The sequence below is a fragment of the Vibrio albus genome, from assembly GCF_003144035.1.
Taxonomy (GTDB): Bacteria; Pseudomonadota; Gammaproteobacteria; order Enterobacterales; family Vibrionaceae; genus Vibrio; species Vibrio albus.
This window is the reverse complement of sequence record NZ_QFWT01000001.1, coordinates 115,032-138,262: the sequence shown is the minus strand read 5'-3', so window position 1 is coordinate 138,262 and position 23,231 is coordinate 115,032. Positions and strand designations below refer to the sequence as shown.

Genomic DNA, 23,231 nt, shown 5'->3' with positions numbered 1-23,231 from the left:
TCTGAGCTTATCATATGAGATAAGCCTGTAAGCGTGGCTTTTTTATCTGTAATAGGGAATATTGCTCCAATGAAGTTAATGATAAAAATAGTCACATTATCAGCATTAATACTTTCATCCTCTTTATCCGCTGCGGATTTGACATTACCCAGAACGGTCGATGTATTAGCCGTAAATGGAAAAGCAGTGAAAGAAACGCAAAGCCTGAATTTATCTCAGGGACATAACCAGGTAGTGATTCGTTATGTTGAGTCTTTACGTAATGGTAGCGGTAAAAAACGTTTTCAGTCTAAGCCATTAGTGACATTTATTGATGTAGAAAATGCAAGTGATCAACTCAATATTTCGCATAAGTATTTTCGAACTTATGATTCTGCAAAGGTCAGTTTTGCAACCAATAATGCTGACTGGACATTAACCGTAAATAACGCAAAAAGCCCGTTGGTGGTGGATGAGTTACCCGGAGAGTCCGGCTTTTTACCTTATCGGGATTTAGAAAAGTCGATTGTAAAATATAACGACAGCCATAATATTCAGTTTACCGAAGTGCATTCACCTGTTCCTGAAAAGACATTGGCACCAAAAGTGACTGACCGTTCCGTTCCAACTGATATTCCAGTAATATCTGAACTTTCAGTAAAAGAGATCAAACAATGGTTTTTGCATGCCTCCGGTTCCGAACGTAAGGCTTTGCTAACCTGGATGATTCAGCAACAATAATCTGGCCCCCAGAAAGAACAAAATTATTTAAGCGAGAGAATAAATAAATGAGCAGTAACCCGAACCTTACCTGTTTTAAAGCCTACGATATCCGCGGTGAGCTAGGTGAAGAATTAAACGCCGATATTGCGTATCGTATTGGCAGAGCATTTGGTCAACATTTAAAACCAAAAAGCATTGTTGTCGGGGGGGATGTTCGTTTAACGTCTGAAGAATTAAAAGCGTCTCTGGCTGAAGGATTGATGGATTCCGGTGTTGATGTGATCGATATCGGTATGACAGGTACAGAAGAAATTTATTTCGCGACTCAACATCTTGGTGTTGATGGTGGTATAGAAGTTACAGCCAGTCATAATCCGATGAACTATAACGGTATGAAGCTGGTTCGGGAAGATGCTAAGCCAATTAGCGGCGATACTGGCCTCAAAGATATTAAAGCATTAGCTGAACGTAATGAGTTTGACCCGGTAGATAAAGCGTATCGAGGAACATTAATAAAGCAGTCAAATCTGGATGCTTATGTTGATTGCTTAATGGAGTATATTGAACCGTCGAATATCAAAACCACAAAGCTGGTGGTAAATTCCGGAAATGGTGCTGCCGGACATGTGGTTGATGAACTGGAAAAACGTTTTGCAACTTTAAATGTTCCTGTCGAATTCATTAAAGTGCACCATCAGCCCGACGGTAATTTTCCAAATGGGATCCCTAATCCTCTGCTTCCTGAATGCCGAGAAGATACAGCCAACGCAGTGAAAGAGCATCAAGCGGATATGGGTATTGCCTGGGACGGTGATTTTGACCGCTGCTTCCTGTTTGATGAACATGGTGAATTTATAGAGGGTTATTACATTGTCGGAATGCTTGCAGAAGCTTTCCTGAAAAAGAACCCTAAAGAGAAGATCATCCATGATCCTCGTGTGTATTGGAATACGAAAGAAGTGGTTAGCGAAAATGGTGGTATTCCTGTCATGAGCAAGACTGGCCACGCTTTTATTAAAGAAAGAATGCGTCAGGAAGATGCAGTCTATGGCGGTGAAATGAGTGCCCATCACTATTTCCGTGACTTTGCTTATTGTGATTCTGGGATGATCCCATGGTTGCTGGTAACGGAACTTCTTTCAGTAACAGGTATGACTTTGTCTGAAATGGTCAAATCCCGTATTGCGGCTTTTCCATCCTCAGGTGAAATTAATCTTAAACTAGACAACCCCGGGCAGGCCATTGAAAAGGTCGAAAGTCATTACAAACCTCTTGCCACAAGTGTTGATTATACCGATGGCTTGTCTATGGCGTTTGTTTCAGATGATGCGTCCTGGCGCTTTAACTTGCGAAGCTCAAATACAGAACCGGTTGTGCGTTTGAATGTTGAGTCTAAAGCAGATGGTGAGTTGGTTGCCCTGAAGTTGGAAGAACTGAAAGGGTTACTGAAGTAACCTTTAGTCCCAGTGTCGATATGAGATCTCAAATTATCAAAACTACACCACTCCTTCTTATTGGCCTATTGTGTATTGGTGTGGCTTTCTACTCCGTAAAAATGGGTGTAGGAAGTTTGTACGCCAAGACTGTCAGTAATGAACTGCGCTCTCTGTCTTCTTCACTTAAGGACAGTAGGGCAGAAGGTGAGATGGAAAAAAAAATGCAGTTCGTAGAGAGTATGCTTTTCTGGGATAGTGACAGCCCCCATGCTCTTACTCAGGCTGGCTTTTTTATTGAACATAAGGGACGGCTTCTGGATGACCAAAAGTTGAAGGAGCAAAGCGAGCGTTATTTTGATCAAACCGTTGAACTTCGCCCTTTATGGCCGGAAGCTTATATCCAGAAGGCGTATCTGTTAGCTGAGTTGGGAGCATCAATGGATGAGGTGGCGGAGCAAATTGAAAAAGCGGTATATGTAGGACCTTATGAAAGATCCACGGCAAAAGCGATGTTGAATTTGTATTTCGCCAATTGGGAAAAGCTAATACCGGAACAAAAAATTCAGGTAAGTCGGGTATTATTAAGACATGGTAAATATAGTATTGGATATTGGGAGTTGAGACAACTGATCTCAATATCCCCTAACAAAGATAAAATGTGTAATTTATTAAAATTCAATGGTATTAATTATAGAGAGTGTCAATAGGTTGATTGGTAATATTCGAGAAGTACGCTTTCATCGTCTGTTTATTTTGGCGGTTGTTTTCCTTGTAGCTCTGGCAGGAAGTATGTCAAAAAGTTTTAGTCTGCATGCAGAATATGTTTATGCAGTTGAAAAATTAGTTGGCGGAGATAAACATCTGCACTTTTTAATGAGTTTTCTCATTGGTTATACGATTACTTGGGCAACTCCGTTATCTATACGCTCTTTATTTTTTAATTCAGTGGGTTGGCCTGTTTTTGCCGCACTATCTTTAGTGGTTTCTGATGAAGTGATACAGGTGTTTTTTCCCACCCGAGAGTTTTCTGTTTATGATTTGGCTGCAAATGTATCGGGGGTTCTATGTGGAATTCTTATATATAAATTATTGGAATGTTTAGGTCTTGTTTTGAATAAAATAAGTCAGTAATTCTACTCTGTTTTTTTATTTTAAATGTTCAGTCTTATAAATGAGATGGATTATCTTTGACCATAAACTTATACAGTTGTTATGATGAATAAGTCGTGTGGTATATGGGTTATCTGTTTTCAGGCTAGGGGACAAGGATTATGAAAACTAAATTTTTAACGGCAGCAATTACGACAGCATTGTCGATAATGCCGATGGCGGCAAGCGCTGTAATTACTGCTGAACAACAGCAAGAACTGGATAATATCATCAGTACCTCTGATGTATCTATGGAAGAGTTAGTTAGTTCTCTTATGATTCAATATCCGGATTTGGCTGCTGAGGTTGTTCAGACGGTTTCTGCAATTAAACAGGTTGATGTAGCAACGGTAACCGCAGCAGCGGTAACATCTGCACCAGAAAAAGCTGCTGAGATTACCGCAGCAGTAGTGTCTGCGGTTCCAGAATCAGCAGCGGCAGTGACAACAGCCGTAGTTACGGCCGCCCCAGAATCAGCAGCGGCAGTCACTACCGCAGTCGTAACGGCGGTAAAAGCAACGGCAACAGATGCAACAGCAGCCGCTGAAGCAACAGCCGCAGTGACAACAGCGGCAGTAACGGCGGTAACAGCAACAGCGACTGATTCAGCCGCCGCCGCAGAATCGGTTGCAGCCGTCACAACGGCAGCAATTACGGCCGCCCCGGAATCAGCCGCGGCAGTAACAACAGCAGCCGTAACAGCAGTAAAAGCAACGGCAACAGACGCAACAGCAGCAGCTGAAGCGGCTGAAGCGGCTGCAGCGGTGACCAGTGCTGCGGTATCGGCAGTTACAGCAACAGCAACAGACGCAACGGCAGCAGCTGAAGCCGCATCGGCAGTGACCATGGCAGCCGTTGCTGCAGCCCCGGAAGCAGCAGAATCTATTTCTGTTGCGGCAACAGAAACAGCGATTGCGTCAGGTATTGACCCAACAGCAGTGGCGCAAGCAACCGCAGCAGGTGTCAATGAAATTACGCCAGATATACCAGCAACAGAGGACCCAGCTACAGGTGTCTCTCCTAGTTAGGTTGTTAAATCATCGTTATATTGAATCTGTCACTTAATTCAAAAAGCCCAAATCAGTTTTGGGCTTTTTCTGTTTCAGCGTTTTTAATGTTTCTATAGGTATGCGATGTCTCGTATCGAAACTGCTTGTTATTATAGTTTTTTGCTGCTGTTGATCTGGTTGCCTGTTCCTCTTGCCAGTAACCGTGTCTGGGCCTGGTCGATTGCTGAGTTTTGGATAACGCTTCAGACACTTTCCCTGCTTTATGTTTACCGGACAAATTTTCCCTGGCACCGGGTTAAGCGGTTTAACTGGCTGCTGATCCCGTTAGTACTTTTTCAATTGTGGGTTGCCCTGCAGTTGGTACGTATGCCTGTTGGCTGGCTGGCGTTTATTTCTCCAGAAGCCGCGAATATTTTTAGCTGGGCTGGACTTGAAAGTGGAAGCGTATCGCTGGACCAGTTTGCAACTGTAACAGGTTTAATTAAGGGAATTAGCTATACCCTGTTTGCGTTAAATGCTGTTCTGCTGATTAACAGTGTTAAACGCATTAAAGCGGTAATGATTACTTTGGTGATCAGTGGCACCATTCAGGCTTTTTATGGAGCCATGCTTGTGCTGTTGGGTATCAGAGAAAGTCTGGTGTTTGGCTTCCCTGAAAGTGATATTGCTACTGGATCTTTTGTCTATAAAAACCACTTTGCCAATTATCTGATGATGGTACTATCAGTCGGAGTTGGGCTTATCGTTTCGGAACTGCATCAAAGCCGATCCGGATCCTGGAAAGTCCGTTTGAGGCGTTGGTCGGATGCCATGTTGTCGGGCAAGATGATTGTGCGTCTTTCGCTGGTCATCATGGTGATTGCCTTGGTAATGACCCGTTCCAGAATGGGCAATACCGCATTCTTTTCAGTGACGATCATTGGAGGTGTGGTAGGGCTTCTGTTGTATAAAAATCGCCCCAGAGCTTTAAGTGTTTTGATTATCAGTTTGCTGGCTATTGATACCTTAATTGTAGGAACGGTATTTGGTCTCGGAAAAGTCAAAGAACGTTTGGAGCACACATCAGTACAGGCGGAAACTCGGGATCAGGCCGCAATGTGGAGTCTGGACATTATTGAAGATTTTCCTCTGACCGGTACCGGAATGGGAAGTTACTACTCAACGTTTCCTAAATATACCCAATATAATATTGGTTTTTATAATCACGCCCATAACGATTATATTGAATTTACGGTAGAAGCGGGAGTACCTGCCACCTTAATGCTCGGTAGCATGGTGTTATTTGCTGTCTGGTTGTGTCTGAAGGCAGTGCGCACCAGAAACAGTCGAACGATGAAGGGGACGGCTTTAGGCTGTCTGATGGCGATTATAGGAATGTTGATCCATATCAGCGTAGACTTTAACCTGCAGCCCACGGCGAATGCGCTGACTTTTATCCTGATATTGGTGTTGGCGGGCTGTTCAGCAAACATGCCGGTTAAAGTACAAAACGGTAAAGCCGTATAGCCATTAAATCATAAGGTCGTTAATGTTTGATAGTATTTTAGTGCTTTGCACAGGGAACATCTGCCGCTCACCGTTTGGTGAAGCTTTGTTAAAAAAATTAAAGCCGGAGCTTAAGGTAAGCTCTGCCGGGGTCGGGGTTCAATCCAATAAGCTGGCAGGCTTACCGGCTGATCCGCTGGCGGTAAAAGTCGCAGGGCAGTACGGGATAGACATAGCTCAGCATCGTTCCCGGCAAGTCACCCAGCAAGATATCGATGCTGTTGATGTGATTCTGGTGATGGAGCGTAAACAGATTGACCAGCTTTGCGAGCTTTTTCCGTTAGCCAGAAGCAAAACGGTTCTGTTTGGTCATTGGGTCGGAATCAGTACTATCGATGACCCGTTTCGGCAGGGAGAAGAAGCCTTCGAAAGGGCGTTTTCCCTGATAGAAAACGCCGCAGAGGCATGGAAGCGGAAGCTATCATAAAGAAGCTGATTCCTGTGAGTTTATTTTAAAAGGTGATACATGTAGCTTTTCTTGGTGCTGTCTTGTTTGCCAAAGGTCGTAGGCATTTTGCAGTTTAAGCCAATGGTCAGCCGAGGGCTTTTCAAAAACCATTTCCAGGCGAACCGCCATTTCAGGTGTAATTGCACCTTTGGCATTGATTATCTTGGATAGTGTCTTGCGGCTTATACCAAGGTGTGCTGATGCTTCTGTAACACTAAGTTCTAATGGGGTTAGTACTAATTCTTTAAGGATTTCCCCTGGGTGTGCTGGATTATGCATAGTCATTAGTGGTAATCCTCGTAGTTTACAACTTCAACATCACGGTTAATAAATCGAAAGGTAATGCGCCAGTTTCCGTTAACTTTTACGGAATAGATGTCTTGTCTGTTTCCTTTTAGCCTATGGAGAAGAAGTCCGGGTAAGTCCATATCATTAGGGCTTTCGGCTTGGGATAAGTTGGTTAGGATTAACCTTAACCGTTTTTCATGTTTCTTCTGGATTCCAGATGTAGAGCCTGTGAGAAAGAACTTCTCGAGTCCTTTATGAATAAATGAACGAATCATTGAGTTGATTGTAACCTCTAGGGTGACATTTATCCATTTATAATATCGCATTTTGAGTTGAATTCTTGACTCGGTATAAGAGGTTGCGGTTGATAGCTCAGGTACGAATACTCGGTGTCATAAAAAAGGAGGGCAATGCCCTCCACGTGTATTTTTCTGAATAATATTGAGACTATGTAGTTAAAATAACTTTTGTATCTTCACTCAGAGCTTCCAGTTCTTTGGTTACATCTTCAATACTCACCTCTACCGGCAGCTGAATAGCTAAGTTCGCAGTAAATAGGCTGCTACTGACGCCACCGCCACCACCTCCGGCAATGAATACACGCTGGCAATCCATATCCAGAATCCGGATTCCCTGTCCGTCCAGAACCTGAGTGATTTCATTAACCACACCGGCTCTGTCATTGGCATCCAATCTTAAGTTGAAAATTTCTTCTTTATCGTGGGCTGTTGAGTCGGTATCCATAAACTGGACAACCAAATCTTCATTTGCCATAAAAGCGTCTTTGACGATTTGCGTATTAGCCTTTGGAAGCTCTACCTTGATAACGGCAGCGACTTGATCTTCGATAAAGTTAACTTTACTGATTAACCACTTACCGCCATTTTCATGTGTAATAGCTGAAAGGTGCTTAATCGTCGCAGGGGAAGCTTTACCAACAAAATTGACGATGAAACTGTTGCTCATACTTAAACCCTCCAAAGGCGAAGTTTAGACTGTTATTCCTTAACTTAGTGTAAGTCTATGAATTACGAATGTTATATCTAGTGTAGGACTAAATTTGAGAGAATGTATGACAGCTATCAACTTTTCTAATGGTGAATGGCAGGAAGTGTGAAGATTGTTACCTGGTTACCATTTTGGACAATTTAATTGATTGATTTATAAACAAGAGGTAAGTAAAACTTAAGGACTACTCCTTCATTCTTACTCGACAGTTAACCGAAATTTGGCGTAAGTTATACATATACCAACTTAAACAAAAGCAAAAGAGCAAACCTGATGATAAAAATAGCAATGTTAAGTACTGGCGAAGAGATTTTACACGGCGATATTGTCGATACGAATGCAGCCTGGCTGTCTCGCCGATTTTTTGAAGAAGGACTGGCATTGCATAAGCGATCTACCGTTGGTGATAATCAGTTTGATTTGGTGAATGAGCTGATTAATCTGAGTCTGAACTATGATCTGGTGGTGGTGAATGGTGGGCTGGGGCCAACTTCTGATGACGTGACAGCAGAAGCTGCCGCGGAAGCAGCGGAAGAAGAGGTAGATTTGTTTCCTGAATGGGTGGAAGTAATGAAAAATTATTTCCGCAGAATGGGAAAAGAGATGCCGGAAAGTAATATAAAACAGGCGATGTTACCGGCTTCATCGACCATCATTGATAACCCGGTAGGGACGGCATGTGGCTTTACTATGCAAATCAATCAGGCACAGTTTTTCTTCACACCCGGAGTGCCCCGGGAGTTTAAACATATGGTGGACTCCAGAATCATACCGGCGATCAAAGAAAAGCATACTGAAACGGAAAGTAAAGAAGTCAGTAGAATGTTTACTTTTGGTCTGACGGAGTCTGGTATTTCAGACCTTTTTAAGAATATACACCTGCCCGACGGATACGAGTTTGGATACCGCTCTTCTTTACCCTTTATTGAGGTTAAGCTGTTTGGTCCTGCCGGAGATATGGAAACCCGGCTAAAGATAATGCAAATCGTCTATAGTCACCTGGGAGAAAATGTCGTTAGTGTCGATGAACCGATACTGGCTAACATTCAGGCATTGCTTGCAGAAAAGCGACTTGTGGTTTCGGTATCAGAGCAGTCTTCCGGCGGGTATTTAACCAGTTGGCTACATAGTAATGAAAAGCTTAGTGATCAGTTAGGGGCGTCCTGGGTGATGACGAATAAAGTACAACATACTCTGGCAGAGCAGGATCCTCTGGCCGCAGCACTCGCTCTGGCGGCTGCTATTCGTGAAAACAGTGAGAGTAATATTGGTCTCGCGACCGGAAATATGGCTGACGGCAAGGTTGCATTCGGATTGTCTACCCCATATGGGGAGTGGGGGCAGATTGTGTCCTTAAAACGTAGTTATGAAAAAGAAGAACTGCGTAAGTTATATGCGGCTATCGCTACCGACATGTTACGCCGTCACTTAGAGGGTAAGCCTATGTTCGGTGAATACGCTTCAGTAGAGCGCGTTCGTGAACTTTTTGTACCTGCGAGTGCTCTTTGATTTTGTTTTATTATATCAACATCTTAAGGAAGGGTTATTCTGCTCCCAAAGCTTTTGGTTCTTATGGGGAATTTAATCAAAAAGTTTATAAAATGTTAATATAATAAGAAAATATTTAATTTGTTATGTTTCCTTTATAGCTAAAAGATCTAAGTGCTAATTCTATGATTTCTAATGGTATTTAAAACTGAGTTTTTAAATACCTTTTTTTGATCTAGGCAATCTGAAAAAAATCTCTACACTGGAATTTGCTCACTAAAAAAATAGATGAGGGATCATTTTTATAGGTAGAGCATCACGGACAGTTGGAGGTGCGATAATGCTGAGTCAATCTAGAATTGAAGTTTGGTACAAGGTCGCCGGAGAACGAATTTTATTAGGCGAAACCTGTAGTTCCGATAAGATGGATGTGATTAACCTTTGGGTTAGTCTGCCGCATGACAACGGATCTCCTGAACAGCAGGGGTACTATTTGTCATTGTTTGCTGACGACGGGCGATGTATTGGTGAAAAGCCTGTCACTTTATCTGATGCTGAGTCTGTGCTTGAAAGACAACCGAAATACGAACCGATCCACTCCAGTGAACAACTGGCATTCCTATAATATCTTTTACCCGGATCCGGGGTTATTGTTTTAAATAAAGGAACTAAAAGATTTAAGCCCTGACAGTCAGGGCTTTATTATATATGAGGGAGCCAAAGGCGAGTTTACAGCTCAAAATCCTCGAAGTCGTTGGTGGTGACCTGATTATCAATTTGCCCTACAAGGTATGAACTGATCTCCGCTTCTTGTGGCGCTACCTGCACATTATCCGAAGATAACCAGGCATTGATCCAGGGAATAGGGTTGGATGTTGATTCTGAATAAGCGGCTTCCAGCCCGACAGAACGCATTCGCACATTGGTAATGTACTCAACATACTGGCTCAGAATATCTTTGTTCAGGCCAATCATAGAACCATCTTTAAACAGGTAATCAGCCCAGGCTTTTTCTTGTTCAGCGGCGTCTTTAAACAGTTGGAAGCATTCCTGCTCACACTCTTTTGCAATCTCAACAAACTCAGGATCATCCTGACCGGTACGAAGCAGGTTAAGCATTTGTTGGGTACCGGATAGGTGAAGCGCCTCATCACGGGCAATCAGTTTGATGATCTTGGCGTTACCTTCCATTAATTCACGTTCTGCAAAGGCAAATGAGCAGGCAAAGCTGACATAAAAGCGAATGGCTTCCAGTGCGTTGACAGACATCAGGCACAGATACAACTTTTTCTTTAGCTCTCGCAGGCTGATAGTGATCGTTTCGCCATTCAACTCATGAGTACCTTCACCAAAACGGTGATAGTCATTCGTCATCTGGATTAGGTTATCGTAGTAATGTGCGATGTCTTTTGCTCGTGCCAGAATATGCTCGTTTTCTACGATATCATCAAACACAATGTTCGGGTCGTTCACAATGTTACGAATAATATGAGTATAAGAACGCGAGTGAATAGTTTCTGAAAACGACCAAGTTTCAATCCAGGTTTCGACTTCCGGTAGTGAGACCAGTGGCAGCAATGCAACATTAGGGCTGCGTCCCTGAATAGAATCCAGCAATGTCTGATATTTCAGATTACTGATAAAAATATGCTTCTCGTGATCCGGCAGGTTTGCGTAATCAATTCGGTCACTGGACACGTCAACTTCTTCCGGACGCCAGAAGAAGGAAAGCTGTTTCTCAATCAGTTTTTCAAAAATTTCAAATTTCTGCTGGTCGTAACGGGCAACGTTAACCGACTGGCCGAAGAACATAGGTTCTTTTAACTGGTCGTTTTTAGTCTGTGAGAATGTACTGTAAGCCATGGTGTTTATTTAATACCTTTATATAAGATTACAGAAATTAAGAGGCTAGACCGCTTCGCTACTAGTTTCTAGTCTCTTCTGTATTTTCAAAGCATAGCGCTCTGTATTCTGTACTCTTTTGTGTTAGATCTTACACGCCCCGCCGGCGCAATCATCCTGCTGGGCTGTTGCTGTTTCGTCCTGCCCGTCACTCGCACCATCACGGGTGTTGTGGTAATACAGAGTTTTCACGCCCATTTTGTAAGCGGTCAGCAGATCTTTCAGCAACAACTTCATTGGCACTTTACCACCTGATTGAACGGATGGATCATAATTGGTGTTGGCGGAAATTGCCTGATCGACAAACTTCTGCATAATACCAACAAGGTGCAGGTAACCATCGTTAGATGGAATATTCCAAAGAAGCTCGTATTGGTCTTTTAGCTTTTCATATTCAGGTACAACCTGCTTAAGAATCCCATCTTTTGAGGCTTTTACTGATACAAAACCGCGTGGTGGTTCAATACCATTTGTTGCGTTTGAGATCTGGGATGATGTCTCTGATGGCATCAGGGCTGTCAAAGTTGAGTTACGCAGGCCGTGAGTTTTGATCTCTTCACGTAGCGTTTCCCAGTCATAGCGCAAAGGCTCATTACATACCTGATCCAGATCCTTCTTGTAAGTATCAATAGGCAGAATACCCTGTGCATAGCGTGTCTCGTTAAACGACGGACATGCGCCATTTTCTTTTGCCAGCTCCATAGACGCTTTCAGCAGATAGTACTGAATCGCTTCAAATGCCTGGTGGGTTAAGGCGTTAGCACTGCCATCAGAGTATCTCACCCCATGTTTTGCCAGATAATAGGCAAAGTTAATGACACCCACACCCAGAGTTCGGCGGTTCATGGTTGACGCATACGCAGCAGGCAGAGGGTAGTCCTGATAGTCCAGCAGGGCATCCAGCGCCCGAACAACCAGCTCAGACAGTTCTTTTAATTCATCCAGATTGTCGATCGCGCCAAGGTTAAATGCAGACAGCGTACACAGCGCAATTTCACCCTGATCATCTTCCACATAGTTAAGCGGCTTCGTTGGCAGCGCAATTTCCAGACATAGGTTTGACTGGCGGATTGGCGCAACAGCTGGGTCAAACGGGCTGTGTGTATTACAATGGTCCACATTCTGGATATAGATGCGGCCAGTTGAAGCACGTTCCTGCATCAGCAGAGAGAACAGATCAACAGCTTTTACGGTCTGCTTCTTGATTGAAGGATCCGCTTCATATTTGGTATACAGACGTTCAAACTCATCCTGATCAGCGAAGAATGCGTCATACAGTCCCGGTACATCTGAAGGAGAGAACAGAGAAATGTTTTCCCCTTTGATAAGGCGTGTATACATGGTTTTGTTGATCTGAACACCATAGTCCATATGACGGACACGGTTTTCTTCTACACCACGGTTATTCTTCAGTACCATCAGGGACTGGACTTCACCATGCCACATTGGGTAGAACACAGTGGCTGCACCACCACGAACGCCACCCTGAGAACAGCATTTAACCGCTGTCTGGAAGTATTTGTAGAACGGAATACAGCCTGTGTGGAAGGCCTCACCGCCACGAATTTCAGAGCCCAGAGCGCGGATACGACCTGCGTTGATACCGATGCCCGCACGCTGAGACACGTAACGTACCACTGCGCTGGCTGTTGCGTTGATTGAATCCAGACTGTCGTCACATTCAATCAGAACACAAGAGCTGAATTGACGGGTCGGGGTACGCACACCTGACATGATTGGTGTTGGCAGAGAAATCTTAAATGTAGATACCGCATCATAGAAACGTTTGATGTAGTCAAGACGTGTTGCTTTCGGGTATTTTGCAAACAGGCATGCCGCTACCAGAATGTACAGGAACTGTGCACTTTCGTAGATTTCTTTGGTTACACGGTTCTGAACGAAGTATTTACCTTCCAGCTGCTTGACTGCGGCATAAGAGAAATTCAGATCCCGATCATGAACAATAAAATCGTTCATTTGCTGAAACTCAGCAACACTGTAATCTTCCAATAGGTGCTTATCGTATTTACCCATATCGACCAGTTTAGAAACGTGGTCGTACAATGCTGGTGGCTCATACTGTCCATAGGCTTTTTTACGCAGGTGGAAGATAGCAAGACGAGCAGCCAGATACTGATAGTTTGGTGTCTCTTCTGAGATCAGATCAGCGGCAGATTTGATAATGGTTTCATGAATATCAGTTGTCGTGATGCCTTCATAAAACTGAATATGAGACTTTATTTCAACCTGAGAAACGGAGACATTATCCAGGCCTTCTGCTGCCCACGTAATAACTCGGTGAATTTTGTCAAGGTTGATATTCTCTCTGCGCCCGTCACGCTTGGTTACGCTTAGTTGCTGGTTCATTTTCGTTATTTTCCCTGATGAAGCTGACGTATGCCCCGTTTTCACGCCATTTAGGCTAAAACGCAGCATCATATTTTCTGTTCACACTTGTGCTGTTGGTTTTTATGTATACAACATATAGTGTTTGTGTGTTGAGCGGGTTACAAGATAGAGGGATTTTAGGGGATTTTCAAGAGTCAGAATATGACGAAAATGTTGTAATCTATGGTGAGAAATTTTGATCGTTAGTGTTTGCTAACTGAGGATCTTTGGCGGCAGTTGGCATTGAAAATTACCGCCTTTGGCATTCTTTTGAGTCAAGTCAATGAAAAATATTTTTCTTGATCTTTTCACCAAAATCAGTTTGTTGAATAAGGATCACTAAGGTGCAGTAATCCTTAAGTATATGTGGTTAAACTTCATGCAGAAACAGGTGGTTAGAAGATAATCAGCCCAAATCTGTTATGCGCCATTCTGGCTATGAACTATATAGTTAACATCCACACGGTGTCCCAACCGGTAGCGGTCCGTCAGAGGATTGTAATGAAGGCCGGTAATGCCTTTCTCTTGCAGCGAGGTTTGATCTATCATCTTAATGAGTTCAGATGGCTTCAAAAATTTTGCATGCTCATGAGTGCCTTTCGGAACGATTTTCAGAAGGTGTTCGGCCCCGACAATGGCAAAAAGGTAAGACTGCAGGTTACGATTCAGGGTTGAGAAGAAAACATGACCGTCAGGCTTGACCAGTTTAGCGCACGATTGGATCACTGATAGAGGATCCGGAACGTGTTCCAGCATTTCCATGCAGGTGATAACATCATACTGGCCGGGACAGTCATCAGCGTGGGCTTCCACAGTGCTTTGTATATAACTGACGTTTGTTCCTGTTTCTAATGCGTGTAAGCGAGCAATTTCCAGCGGTTCTGCACCCATATCCAACCCGGTAACGTCAGCGCCTTCAACAGCCATGCTTTCTGCCAAAATACCACCGCCACAGCCGACATCCAGTACCTTTTTACCAAACAGGCCGTCGGCCTTTTCAAGGACATAGCCGAGTCGCAGTGGGTTGATTTGATGAAGAGGCTTAAATTCTCCCTCCGGATCCCACCATCGGTGAGCCATGGCTTCAAATTTTTTGATTTCCTGAGGATCGACGTTTTGCATAATTGTTCCGGTTTATCTCTGTCTCGGATATAGACGGAAGATTATAGCCGGGAAAAGAGCCTGGAAGAAAGGGCTTAACTTCTTCATCCTCGTAGCGAGGCGACCTTCGTCCTTTTTCGAGTAAAAAACAACCAACATTCAACCACCTAATCCGTAATTATGTTAATTCTATGGTATTTATTCGAAAAATAGCTCACAAGCCAACAAAAGCTGCTTGAAAGTGCTGCGGGGAAGTGGAGTTTTATGTTATATTTTTCGGTCTTGTATGTATCGAATATACGATCAGAAAAGTAGAGGGATAATGGCTCTATGAGCGATTTAGCTAGAGAGATCACGCCCGTAAACATTGAGGATGAGCTAAAAGGTTCTTACCTTGACTATGCGATGTCAGTTATCGTTGGTCGTGCTCTTCCGGATGTGCGTGATGGCCTAAAACCAGTACACCGCCGCGTGTTGTTTGCGATGAATGTGCTGGGCAACGATTGGAATAAACCATATAAAAAATCAGCCCGTGTTGTGGGCGACGTAATCGGTAAATATCACCCTCATGGTGATAGTGCGGTGTACGATACTATCGTACGTATGGCTCAGCCGTTCTCACTGCGCTATATGCTTTGTGATGGTCAGGGTAACTTTGGTTCCATCGACGGCGACTCCGCTGCGGCGATGCGTTATACCGAAGTTCGTATGGCTAAAATTGCTCACGAATTGCTTGCTGATCTGGAAAAAGAAACTGTCGATTATGTACCTAATTATGATGGTACAGAGCAGATCCCGGCGGTTCTTCCAACTAAGATTCCTAATTTGCTGGTTAACGGTTCTTCGGGTATCGCCGTAGGTATGGCAACCAACATACCACCGCATAACCTGACTGAAGTTGTCGATGGCTGTCTCGCTTATATCGAGAATGACGAAATCACCATTGATGAGCTGATGACTCATATTCAGGGACCAGACTTCCCGACTGCGGCGCTAATCAGTGGTCGTAAAGGTATCGTTGATGCTTATAAGACTGGCCGCGGAAAAATCTATATGCGTTCAAAGGCGGATATAGAAGCAGACAAGAATGGCAGAGAGACCATTGTTGTTACTGAAATACCATATCAGGTAAACAAAGCTCGCCTAATCGAAAAAATCGCAGAGCTGGTTAAAGATAAGAAAGTGGAAGGTATCAGTGCACTGCGTGACGAGTCTGATAAAGACGGTATGCGTATCGTGATTGAATGTAAGCGTGACGCTGTGGGTGAGGTTGTTCTGAATAACCTGTATTCTCAGACTCAGCTACAAACCACTTTCGGTATCAACATGGTGGCACTGGATAACGGCCAGCCTAAGTTGTTTAACCTGAAAGAAATGATCAAGTGCTTCGTGGATCACCGTCGTGAGGTTGTGACCCGTCGTACTATCTTTGAATTGCGTAAGGCAAGAGAGCGTGCCCATATTCTTGAAGGTCTGGCTCTTGCTCTGGCAAACATCGATGAAATCATCGAGCTTATTCGTCAGGCTCCGACCCCTGCTGAAGCTAAAGCGGGATTAATCGCTCGTGGTTGGGATTTAGGTAATGTTGCAGCGATGCTGGAGCGAGCCGGTACTGATGCAGCACGTCCTGAATGGCTGGAAGAACAGTATGGTATCCGTGACGGTCAGTATTATCTGACTGAACAACAGGCACAGGCAATTCTGGATCTGCGTCTGCACAAACTGACTGGTCTTGAGCACGAGAAAATCCTGGATGAATACAAAGCGCTGTTGGATGAAATTGCAGAACTGATGCATATCCTTGCCAGCACTGAGCGCCTGATGGAAGTGATCCGTGAAGAGCTTGAAGCGGTTCGCGCAGGTTTTGGTGACGAGCGTCGTACTGAAATTACGGCTGCCAGCCATGACATCGACATGGAAGAGCTGATTGCTCAGGAAGATGTTGTTGTAACACTGTCTCATGAGGGGTACGTTAAGTACCAACTCCTGAATGATTATGAAGCACAGCGCCGTGGTGGTAAGGGTAAGAGTGCAACCCGAATGAAAGATGAAGACTTCATTGAGCGTCTTCTGGTTGCCAATACGCACGATAATATACTGTGCTTCTCCACCCGTGGTAAGGCATATCGCCTGAAAGTGTATCAACTGCCTCAGGCAACACGTACTGCGCGTGGCAGACCTATCGTGAATATTCTTCCGCTGGAAGAAGACGAGCGTATCACCGCTATTCTGCCGGTTTCTGAGTATTCAGAAGACCACTTTATCTTTATGGCAACTGCTGATGGTACAGTGAAGAAAACGTCACTGGATCAATTTGCTAATGTGCGCTCAAATGGTCTGATCGCGGTGAACCTGCGTGACGAGGATTCTCTGATCGGTGTGAATATTACCGACGGCAACAGCGACATTATGCTGTTCTCCGAAGCAGGTAAAGTGGTTCGCTTTAAAGAAGATCAGGTTCGCCCAATGGGACGCACGGCATCGGGTGTTCGCGGAATGAAGCTGATGGAAAACGACAGCGTTGTTTCTCTGATCGTTCCGTCAAACGAAGGTGACATTCTGACTGTGACTCAAAACGGCTTTGGTAAACGCACAAATCTGGATGAGTATCCGGCTAAGAGCCGCGCTACTCAGGGTGTGGTTTCTATCAAAGTAACAGAGCGTAACGGTAGTGTTGTGGGGGCTGTTCAGGCAGAAGAAGGTGATGAGTTTATGATGATCACCGATGCCGGAACACTAGTTCGTACCCGTGTTGCTGAAGTTAGCCAGGTAGGCCGAAATACTCAGGGTGTTACCTTAATCCGGACGGCTGAAGATGAAAATGTCGTTGCCCTACAGCGCATTGATGAAGTCGATGAAGTGGAAACTGAAGTCGAGTCAGAAGGTGATGAAGCGGCAGAGACGGATACCGGTACAAGCACTGACAGCGAGCAAAAGCCAGAATCTGACTTACCAGAGGAAGGCGAAGAGTAAATTTGCTGACTGATTATAAAGCGTAAGTTAAGACGGGACCTTATATGGGTCCCGTTTTTATTTGGAGGAATGTTTCTACTATGTGAATTACATCTGGCATAATATCCATTCCGGTACAGGTGACAAATCAGCCAGAGATGCTGACAGAATGCAAATAACGGTTGTTTGCATAAATCTGTTGGAGCTGAATAGATATAAATGTTATGTTGTAACAATAAAGAGTGGTCTTTATCGTGTAATGGATTGATTTTTTTTGAAGCAGACCCATATATAATAAAGTCATTCTGAAGCTCGTTACCCGGAGCAACGAGCAACGAGCAAAGAGTATTAAGTAATACCAGTCTAAATCCGGAAGCATAGCCGCCAACCAAGAGTATGACCACGCTTCACGGAAATTATAACTAAGATAGTGAGTAAAGATATGGCTGAAGTCCGTGCCAGAGTTGCCTTGAAAGTAGGTGCAAAAAGTAACATTGATGCAGAGATTCTCTCCTTTAAAGGACTGAGCAGCGACAAAGAACATGTTGCGGTTATTTTTAGAGCTGCCGATGAATTAGCAAAGGAAAACACGCCACTAGTCAGAATGCATTCAGAATGCCTGACAGGTGACGTGTTTCATTCATCTCGCTGCGATTGCGGAGAGCAGCTCAATGAAACCATTGAAAAAATGGGGGAGCAGGGCGGTATAATTCTGTATTTGCGCCAGGAAGGTCGTGGCATTGGCCTGTATAACAAAATAGATGCATATGAGCTGCAAAGCGCAGGCATGAATACCTATGAAGCCAACAATCATCTTGGGTTTGGTGATGACTTACGTGACTTTACTGAAGCAGCCGAAATGCTGAAAGCTCTTGGTGTGAATAAAATAAAGCTTATTACTAACAACCCTAAAAAGGTGAATGAGTTAAAAGATCTTGGTATTGAGATTGAGGAAGTTATCCATACCCTTGCTCATATCAAAGATGGCAATAAGGCTTACCTGGAAGCAAAAGTTCAGCACGGTAAACATCGGTTGGATCTGAAATAATTTTTTGTGATGCAATATCTGGCTCCTGAACATAATCAGGGGCCTATACCTGTCTGAAACACTAAGGCGTAGCAAAGCCGAGACCGTACCTAATATTCTTCTTTCCTCCCGATTTTCTCTGCCATACTTAAACATGTACTGATATGTTGTAAGAGGCATGCAATATGGCCAGGGTATTCATTTTTATTCTTTCTCTTTCTGTTGCTTTTCCCGGTTTCGCACTGAATCGATTTGAAGCATTACGTTGGGTAGATAATCAGATTCCTGAAAGCGTTGTTCTGCGTCATAAAGAGCTGGTCGCTCAACTATACGCGACCAGTGGCAATCAGCTGATCTGGTACAATGACGAAACAATACACGGCTTCGAGCAGTTGTTAGAAGTCCTTGCGATCGCCGATCTCAGTGACCTCTTCTACAAACGTCTGGTTAGGCTGAAAGAGGCGAGGGCAGCACACCGGGCGATGGAGTACGATATTATCGCAACGGATACCCTGCTTTCTTATGTCAGTTATACTGAGTTATCCCCGGACAATGGTAAGGCGTGGTACTTTGGTGGGAGGGTTCCTACCTTTCTTCCCGAGCCTTCAGATGAATCCAGACTCCTGCTGATAAGAGCGATAAAAGAGGCCCGACTGACACACTATATCCGTCAATATCTTGCCGTCAGCAAAGAGCAGCAAGTACTGAATGCTATGCTGGAAAAACTGCTTAGCAGCCAGTTTGAATATAAACGATATGTGCAGGATGATGCGCTTAAACGCCTCGGGGACAGACTCAATGACAAAACTGCATTAGTTGAACGGTTAGCTATTGTTGGAGTGGATACTTCTAAAATTAACCCGGAAACAGAAACGTTTGATACGGAAACGGAGCATGCCGTTATTCAGTTTCAGAAGCTTCACGGGTTAAAGCCTGACGGTATTATCGGCAGAAAAACAATGAAATGGCTGAACATATCGATCGAAGAAAGAGCCAGAATTTTGGCACTTAATTCTGAGAGGCTAAGGCTCTGGAATCTGGAGCAGGAGGATACCATGATCGTTAATGTTCCGGATTTTCGCCTTCGCTACTGGAACAATGGCGAGACATCGTTTGATACTAAAGTGATTGTTGGGCGGCGATCCAGAAAAACCCCATTAATTAATACCAATATGAATGCAGTTATTCTTAATCCTACCTGGAATGTACCGAGAAAAATCATGGTTAAGGATATTATTCCTGCCATTAAGAGGGATGAAACGTATATCGAAAAACACCAGTATGAAATTTTGGCCGACTGGGTTTCAGAACAGACAGTGGATCCTGATGAGCTTAATTGGCAAGCGATAGTACCGGAGCGTTTTCCTTATCGCTTCAGGCAACATTCCGGGCCGGGAAATGCGCTGGGCTTGTATAAATTCAACACACCTAACCGTAATGCCATATACCTGCATGACACACCAAGCAAATATCTGTTTGACAGAGAAACCAGAGCCTTTAGCTCTGGTTGTATCCGGGTACAGAACGCCGATAAATTGGCGACGCTACTGTTTGACTCACGAACAAGTGAGCGGATGAGAAAAAAAGTAGCTGAAAAAGATAAAGTAGAGAAGTCCAACTATGTTATCAGTCTTAACAAGACGATTCCTGTTCATATTATTTATCAGACCGCCTGGATGGAGTCCGGATTAGTACAATACAGAAATGATATTTACCACTATGACCGACTGAATAAAAGTGAGACTTTTGACCAAAAAATAGCCAAACTATCAATATTAGACAAACTACTTTCAAAACAGTAAGTAACTTAAACTTTCGTACCAGAAAGCGGCATTTTTGCCGCTTTTTGCATTTGACTGGTTAAAAATCATCCGGTAGATTGCGTTTGTCATCCATTAGTTTGTGTGGCGTACTATTTGCTTAGTCTTTAGGCAGTAATGTTTATCTGCCACTTTGGTTGTATTTAAGGTGATTTGTTGTATGTCTGTTGTTGATTTAAGTCGTCGTCGTTTTCTCACTCATACCACATGTGGAGTACTTTGCTCTGCTTTTGTTCCTCAAATTGCGCTAGCAGCGTCACCGGAAAGAGAAAAAATTATCCGGATGAATAACCTGCACACAGGTGAAACCCTGACAAGCTGCTACTTTGACGGAAAGCAGTATGTTGAGTCTGAGTTAGACAAGATTAACCATTTGTGCCGTGATTTTCGCAGAAATGAAGTTCACCCTATCGACAGGCAGTTGCTGATACAGTTACAGGCAATTCAGGGTATATTAGGGGTCGAAAACGAAGTCCAGATTATTTCTGGCTACCGTTCCCCTGCAACCAATGAAATGCTGAGATCAAAGTCGGGTGGTGTCGCCAAGAAGAGCTTTCATATGCAGGGTAAAGCGATCGACTTTCGTTTGCCTGGGGTAAAATTAAGCCAGGTAAGAAAAGCCGCACTCTCACTTAAGGCGGGTGGTGTCGGCTATTACCCTGAAAGTAACTTTGTTCATATTGATACCGGCCCTGTTCGTCGTTGGTAGCGGTCATTTCGCTACCTTTGGCTTTGAATAACACTCGCTTGTCAGGATTCGTTCGTTTCTGACTTGTAATCATAGATTCGGGATGCGATAGTTCCGTACAGCTAATTATTTTGGTTATAAGAGTGTTATATGAGCTTAAAATATCAGACTGTTCCCGTTACTTCTTTTTCTCAAAACTGTTCCATCGTTTGGTGCGATGAAACGATGAAAGGTGTGGTGATTGATCCCGGTGGTGATGAGAAACAGTTGGCACATCTGGTGAGAGAATTAGGTGTTGAAGTGATCAGTCTGGTGCTGACACACGGGCACCTTGATCATGTTGGTGGTACTGTCCCTCTGGCAGAAGAGTTAGGTACTGACATTGTTGGTCCTCATAAAGATGATAATTTTTGGCTTCAGGGGCTGGAAGGACAAAGTCAGATGTTTGGCTTTCCACTAACGGAAGCGTTTGAGCCAAACCGTTGGCTGGATGAAGGTGATGAAGTAAGTTTTGGTCATCAGAGCCTGAAAGTACTGCATACACCAGGACATACTCCGGGACATATTGTTCTTTACAGCGAGGAAGCAAAGCTAGCTTTCGTTGGAGATGTGCTGTTCAGTGGTGGTATCGGACGCACTGATTTTCCCCGAGGCGATTTTAATACCTTAATCAGTTCGATTAAGAATAAACTATGGCCTTTAGGGAATGATGTTACCTTTGTTCCGGGTCATGGCCCTGAATCGACCTTTGGCAGGGAAAGAGCCACTAATCCATTTGTTGCAGATGAAATGCCACTTTACTAAGTGAGAAACTTTTTATGCTGGTTGGATTTTGAGCACTAAACCTGCTTAAATTGAATTTAGTCTAAAATTTAATCATAATCAGCGCTTTACTCTGTAAATTTGGCGTAAATTTTGGTATAAAACGCGCTTTAAATTTTCCCACTGTATGTAGGGGCTCTTTATCTTTCAAATTTAAGTTAGAGCAGGAAGACGATATTTCTGTGGTTCGTTCGGTAGCGATAGTTCTGTTCCGGGCCTATTAACTTTGAAAGCTAAAAAGGCCCGTAGTGAACCGGAGAAACATTAATGAGACTTGCTCATAAACGTAAAGTGCAAATGAAACTGCAAAAACGTATTAAGGCAGTTGTAGGTCAGAAACCTGTAGCTCCTGTGAAAGCAAAACCAGTAAAAACGGCTGACACAGTAAAAACAGTTGAGACTGCACCTGTAAAGGAAACTGCAGTAAAAGCAAACGTTGTTGCACTGACTCCAAAACAACAACAGGTTTTAGATATTGTTGTTAGTAAGCCGGATGGTATTAACCCTAAGGGTATTGGCCTGGAAGCTGGTCAGGATGATGCAAAAGCCGCATCCTGGGCAACAGGTGCACTGAAAAAATTACTTGAAGAAAATCTGGTCGTTAAAGAACAGTTGTCAGGTAATAAGGTCATCTATAAGGCGCTTTAATTGGAGTGTTGAGTTAAAGCCTTTAGGAAAAACCTCCCGGTATGGGAGGTTTTTTTATGCTCGGAAATAATGTCCAAAATGGTTACTTCCACAATTGCTGTATAGGGGTATCGGCAGCATAGTGATGGGCTATTTGTGCTTGGAGTAATTCAGCTGTTGCAATGGCATCGGTCAGTGCATGGTGAGGGGAGTAGGCTGGAAGCCCGTAACGGCTGCGACTGCTGCCCAGGCGTACCGACTCTGGCTTTTTCCCTTTTAGAATATTTATTAATCCACTGGATTGTTTTCTCTGCACGTTTGCTTCAAGTTCCAAAGTGTCAATAACCGGGAATAAGATACCTTCCCCGATGCGGCTTTTCAGTGCCAGATCCAAAAATTCTCGTTCAATCTTTCGATAATGAACCACAACCACGGTTCCGGCAAGTGCCTCCAGCAGGCCTTCCAATATGTTAGTCAGATCCGGTGCATCGATAATATCACTATGAGTAATACCATGAATGACGACAGACTCTTCATCCAAAGGTTTATCTGGATTGACTATCCAGTGTGTTGCCCGGTTCAGTTGTATTCTGTTTAGAGTAAATGGTACAAGGCCAATACTGATGATACCGTCTTTTTTCGGATCCAGGCCGGTTGTTTCAAAATCTACCGCAACAAAAGGGACCTGGCTGAGTGGCGTCTTCGGATCAACAAGGCCTTGTTGATAAAACTGTATCAGACGTTCATCTTTAGCCTTACTTTGTTGGTTTTTATAGTATTCGGGCCAGTTAACCGTACCCGTTTTAAAAATAGATTTAAGGTTCATGATG

22 protein-coding genes are annotated in these 23,231 nt (G+C 43.8%); 15 read left to right on the top strand and 7 right to left on the bottom strand.

Going from position 1 to position 23,231, the window contains the following annotated elements; genetic code table 11:
- Positions 1–69: 69 nt before the first annotated feature.
- The 7 genes from DI392_RS00515 to DI392_RS00485 all read left to right on the top strand — a co-directional run bounded on the left by DI392_RS00515 (position 70) and on the right by DI392_RS00485 (position 6,269).
- Positions 70–720: a DUF2057 family protein gene (locus tag DI392_RS00515; protein WP_109317956.1), complete on the top strand. Its 651-nt coding sequence runs from the start codon at positions 70–72 to the stop codon at positions 718–720.
- Positions 721–767: 47 nt separating this feature from the next.
- The gene (locus tag DI392_RS00510; RefSeq protein ID WP_109317955.1) at positions 768–2,156 is read left to right on the top strand and encodes a phosphohexomutase domain-containing protein; all 1,389 of its coding nucleotides are present in this window, start codon (positions 768–770) and stop codon (positions 2,154–2,156) included.
- A 20-nt stretch (positions 2,157–2,176) separates the two neighbouring features.
- On the top strand, positions 2,177–2,845 hold the full coding sequence (locus DI392_RS00505) for a hypothetical protein (RefSeq protein WP_109317954.1): 669 nt from the start codon (positions 2,177–2,179) through the stop codon (positions 2,843–2,845).
- A 1-nt stretch (position 2,846) separates the two neighbouring features.
- Positions 2,847–3,269: a VanZ family protein gene (locus DI392_RS00500; protein WP_181388328.1), complete on the top strand. Its 423-nt coding sequence runs from the start codon at positions 2,847–2,849 to the stop codon at positions 3,267–3,269.
- Positions 3,270–3,409: 140 nt separating this feature from the next.
- The gene (locus DI392_RS00495; RefSeq protein WP_109317952.1) at positions 3,410–4,315 is read left to right on the top strand and encodes a hypothetical protein; all 906 of its coding nucleotides are present in this window, start codon (positions 3,410–3,412) and stop codon (positions 4,313–4,315) included.
- 105 nt (positions 4,316–4,420) lie between these two features.
- The gene (locus DI392_RS00490) at positions 4,421–5,803 is read left to right on the top strand and encodes an O-antigen ligase family protein (protein WP_109317951.1); all 1,383 of its coding nucleotides are present in this window, start codon (positions 4,421–4,423) and stop codon (positions 5,801–5,803) included.
- A 22-nt stretch (positions 5,804–5,825) separates the two neighbouring features.
- A complete protein-coding gene (locus DI392_RS00485; RefSeq protein WP_109317950.1) occupies positions 5,826–6,269 on the top strand; it encodes a low molecular weight protein-tyrosine-phosphatase in 444 nt (147 codons plus the stop codon).
- Here the strand turns inward: DI392_RS00485 and DI392_RS00480 are convergent.
- The 3 genes from DI392_RS00480 to DI392_RS00470 form a co-directional block, all read right to left on the bottom strand.
- A complete protein-coding gene (locus DI392_RS00480; RefSeq protein ID WP_109317949.1) occupies positions 6,264–6,575 on the bottom strand; it encodes a HigA family addiction module antitoxin in 312 nt (103 codons plus the stop codon). The two genes, DI392_RS00485 and DI392_RS00480, sit on opposite strands and share 6 nt — an antisense overlap.
- Positions 6,575–6,853, bottom strand: a complete 279-nt coding sequence (locus DI392_RS00475; protein WP_109318522.1) for a type II toxin-antitoxin system RelE/ParE family toxin — start codon at positions 6,851–6,853, stop codon at positions 6,575–6,577. The genes DI392_RS00480 and DI392_RS00475 overlap by 1 nt, the downstream gene beginning before the upstream one ends.
- Before the next feature lie 172 nt (positions 6,854–7,025).
- On the bottom strand, positions 7,026–7,544 hold the full coding sequence (locus DI392_RS00470; protein WP_109317948.1) for a glycine cleavage system transcriptional repressor: 519 nt from the start codon (positions 7,542–7,544) through the stop codon (positions 7,026–7,028).
- A gap of 315 nt (positions 7,545–7,859) precedes the next feature.
- Between DI392_RS00470 and DI392_RS00465 the strand changes: the two genes are divergently transcribed.
- Positions 7,860–9,095 carry a CinA family nicotinamide mononucleotide deamidase-related protein gene (locus DI392_RS00465; protein WP_109317947.1) on the top strand — a complete coding sequence of 412 codons (1,236 nt, stop codon included), beginning with the start codon at positions 7,860–7,862 and terminating at the stop codon, positions 9,093–9,095.
- A gap of 319 nt (positions 9,096–9,414) precedes the next feature.
- Positions 9,415–9,699: a 30S ribosomal protein S6 modification protein gene (locus DI392_RS00460; RefSeq protein WP_109317946.1), complete on the top strand. Its 285-nt coding sequence runs from the start codon at positions 9,415–9,417 to the stop codon at positions 9,697–9,699.
- Positions 9,700–9,803: 104 nt separating this feature from the next.
- Here DI392_RS00460 and nrdB read toward each other — a convergent pair whose 3' ends face one another.
- From nrdB to ubiG, 3 genes are all read right to left on the bottom strand, one after another.
- Positions 9,804–10,937 (bottom strand): class Ia ribonucleoside-diphosphate reductase subunit beta, encoded by a 1,134-nt coding sequence (gene nrdB / locus DI392_RS00455; protein ID WP_109317945.1) that lies wholly within the window; start codon positions 10,935–10,937, stop codon positions 9,804–9,806.
- A gap of 123 nt (positions 10,938–11,060) precedes the next feature.
- The gene (nrdA, locus tag DI392_RS00450; RefSeq protein WP_109318521.1) at positions 11,061–13,343 is read right to left on the bottom strand and encodes a class 1a ribonucleoside-diphosphate reductase subunit alpha; all 2,283 of its coding nucleotides are present in this window, start codon (positions 13,341–13,343) and stop codon (positions 11,061–11,063) included.
- Positions 13,344–13,784: 441 nt separating this feature from the next.
- Positions 13,785–14,486: a bifunctional 2-polyprenyl-6-hydroxyphenol methylase/3-demethylubiquinol 3-O-methyltransferase UbiG gene (gene ubiG / locus DI392_RS00445; protein ID WP_109317944.1), complete on the bottom strand. Its 702-nt coding sequence runs from the start codon at positions 14,484–14,486 to the stop codon at positions 13,785–13,787.
- Positions 14,487–14,795: 309 nt separating this feature from the next.
- Between ubiG and gyrA the strand changes: the two genes are divergently transcribed.
- From gyrA to DI392_RS00415, 6 genes are all read left to right on the top strand, one after another.
- Positions 14,796–17,438, top strand: coding sequence for a DNA topoisomerase (ATP-hydrolyzing) subunit A (gene gyrA, locus DI392_RS00440; RefSeq protein WP_109317943.1), 2,643 nt, complete (start codon positions 14,796–14,798; stop codon positions 17,436–17,438).
- Between the two features lie 421 nt (positions 17,439–17,859).
- Positions 17,860–18,465, top strand: coding sequence for a GTP cyclohydrolase II (locus DI392_RS00435; protein WP_109317942.1), 606 nt, complete (start codon positions 17,860–17,862; stop codon positions 18,463–18,465).
- Positions 18,466–18,629: 164 nt separating this feature from the next.
- Positions 18,630–20,246, top strand: a complete 1,617-nt coding sequence (locus DI392_RS00430; protein WP_109317941.1) for a L,D-transpeptidase family protein — start codon at positions 18,630–18,632, stop codon at positions 20,244–20,246.
- Positions 20,247–20,424: 178 nt separating this feature from the next.
- Positions 20,425–20,973, top strand: a complete 549-nt coding sequence (gene mepK / locus DI392_RS00425) for a peptidoglycan L,D-endopeptidase MepK (RefSeq protein WP_109317940.1) — start codon at positions 20,425–20,427, stop codon at positions 20,971–20,973.
- Between the two features lie 129 nt (positions 20,974–21,102).
- A complete protein-coding gene (locus DI392_RS00420; protein WP_109317939.1) occupies positions 21,103–21,756 on the top strand; it encodes an MBL fold metallo-hydrolase in 654 nt (217 codons plus the stop codon).
- A 285-nt stretch (positions 21,757–22,041) separates the two neighbouring features.
- On the top strand, positions 22,042–22,422 hold the full coding sequence (locus tag DI392_RS00415) for a MarR family transcriptional regulator (protein WP_109317938.1): 381 nt from the start codon (positions 22,042–22,044) through the stop codon (positions 22,420–22,422).
- An 82-nt stretch (positions 22,423–22,504) separates the two neighbouring features.
- Here the strand turns inward: DI392_RS00415 and DI392_RS00410 are convergent, their stop codons facing one another.
- Complete coding sequence (locus DI392_RS00410; RefSeq protein WP_109317937.1) at positions 22,505–23,227, bottom strand: 3'-5' exonuclease; 723 nt, start codon at positions 23,225–23,227, stop codon at positions 22,505–22,507.
- Positions 23,228–23,231: the final 4 nt, after the last annotated feature.

Coding starts and splice junctions, on each gene's coding strand:
- DI392_RS00515 (WP_109317956.1), top strand. CDS start 70: ATGAAGTTAATGATAAAAATAGTCACATTATCAGCATTAATACTTTCA.
- DI392_RS00510 (WP_109317955.1), top strand. CDS start 768: ATGAGCAGTAACCCGAACCTTACCTGTTTTAAAGCCTACGATATCCGC.
- DI392_RS00505 (WP_109317954.1), top strand. CDS start 2,177: ATGAGATCTCAAATTATCAAAACTACACCACTCCTTCTTATTGGCCTA.
- DI392_RS00495 (WP_109317952.1), top strand. CDS start 3,410: ATGAAAACTAAATTTTTAACGGCAGCAATTACGACAGCATTGTCGATA.
- DI392_RS00490 (WP_109317951.1), top strand. CDS start 4,421: ATGTCTCGTATCGAAACTGCTTGTTATTATAGTTTTTTGCTGCTGTTG.
- DI392_RS00485 (WP_109317950.1), top strand. CDS start 5,826: ATGTTTGATAGTATTTTAGTGCTTTGCACAGGGAACATCTGCCGCTCA.
- DI392_RS00480 (WP_109317949.1), bottom strand. CDS start 6,575: ATGACTATGCATAATCCAGCACACCCAGGGGAAATCCTTAAAGAATTA.
- DI392_RS00475 (WP_109318522.1), bottom strand. CDS start 6,853: ATGATTCGTTCATTTATTCATAAAGGACTCGAGAAGTTCTTTCTCACA.
- DI392_RS00470 (WP_109317948.1), bottom strand. CDS start 7,544: ATGAGCAACAGTTTCATCGTCAATTTTGTTGGTAAAGCTTCCCCTGCG.
- DI392_RS00465 (WP_109317947.1), top strand. CDS start 7,860: ATGATAAAAATAGCAATGTTAAGTACTGGCGAAGAGATTTTACACGGC.
- DI392_RS00460 (WP_109317946.1), top strand. CDS start 9,415: ATGCTGAGTCAATCTAGAATTGAAGTTTGGTACAAGGTCGCCGGAGAA.
- nrdB (WP_109317945.1), bottom strand. CDS start 10,937: ATGGCTTACAGTACATTCTCACAGACTAAAAACGACCAGTTAAAAGAA.
- nrdA (WP_109318521.1), bottom strand. CDS start 13,343: ATGAACCAGCAACTAAGCGTAACCAAGCGTGACGGGCGCAGAGAGAAT.
- ubiG (WP_109317944.1), bottom strand. CDS start 14,486: ATGCAAAACGTCGATCCTCAGGAAATCAAAAAATTTGAAGCCATGGCT.
- gyrA (WP_109317943.1), top strand. CDS start 14,796: ATGAGCGATTTAGCTAGAGAGATCACGCCCGTAAACATTGAGGATGAG.
- DI392_RS00435 (WP_109317942.1), top strand. CDS start 17,860: ATGGCTGAAGTCCGTGCCAGAGTTGCCTTGAAAGTAGGTGCAAAAAGT.
- DI392_RS00430 (WP_109317941.1), top strand. CDS start 18,630: ATGGCCAGGGTATTCATTTTTATTCTTTCTCTTTCTGTTGCTTTTCCC.
- mepK (WP_109317940.1), top strand. CDS start 20,425: ATGTCTGTTGTTGATTTAAGTCGTCGTCGTTTTCTCACTCATACCACA.
- DI392_RS00420 (WP_109317939.1), top strand. CDS start 21,103: ATGAGCTTAAAATATCAGACTGTTCCCGTTACTTCTTTTTCTCAAAAC.
- DI392_RS00415 (WP_109317938.1), top strand. CDS start 22,042: ATGAGACTTGCTCATAAACGTAAAGTGCAAATGAAACTGCAAAAACGT.
- DI392_RS00410 (WP_109317937.1), bottom strand. CDS start 23,227: ATGAACCTTAAATCTATTTTTAAAACGGGTACGGTTAACTGGCCCGAA.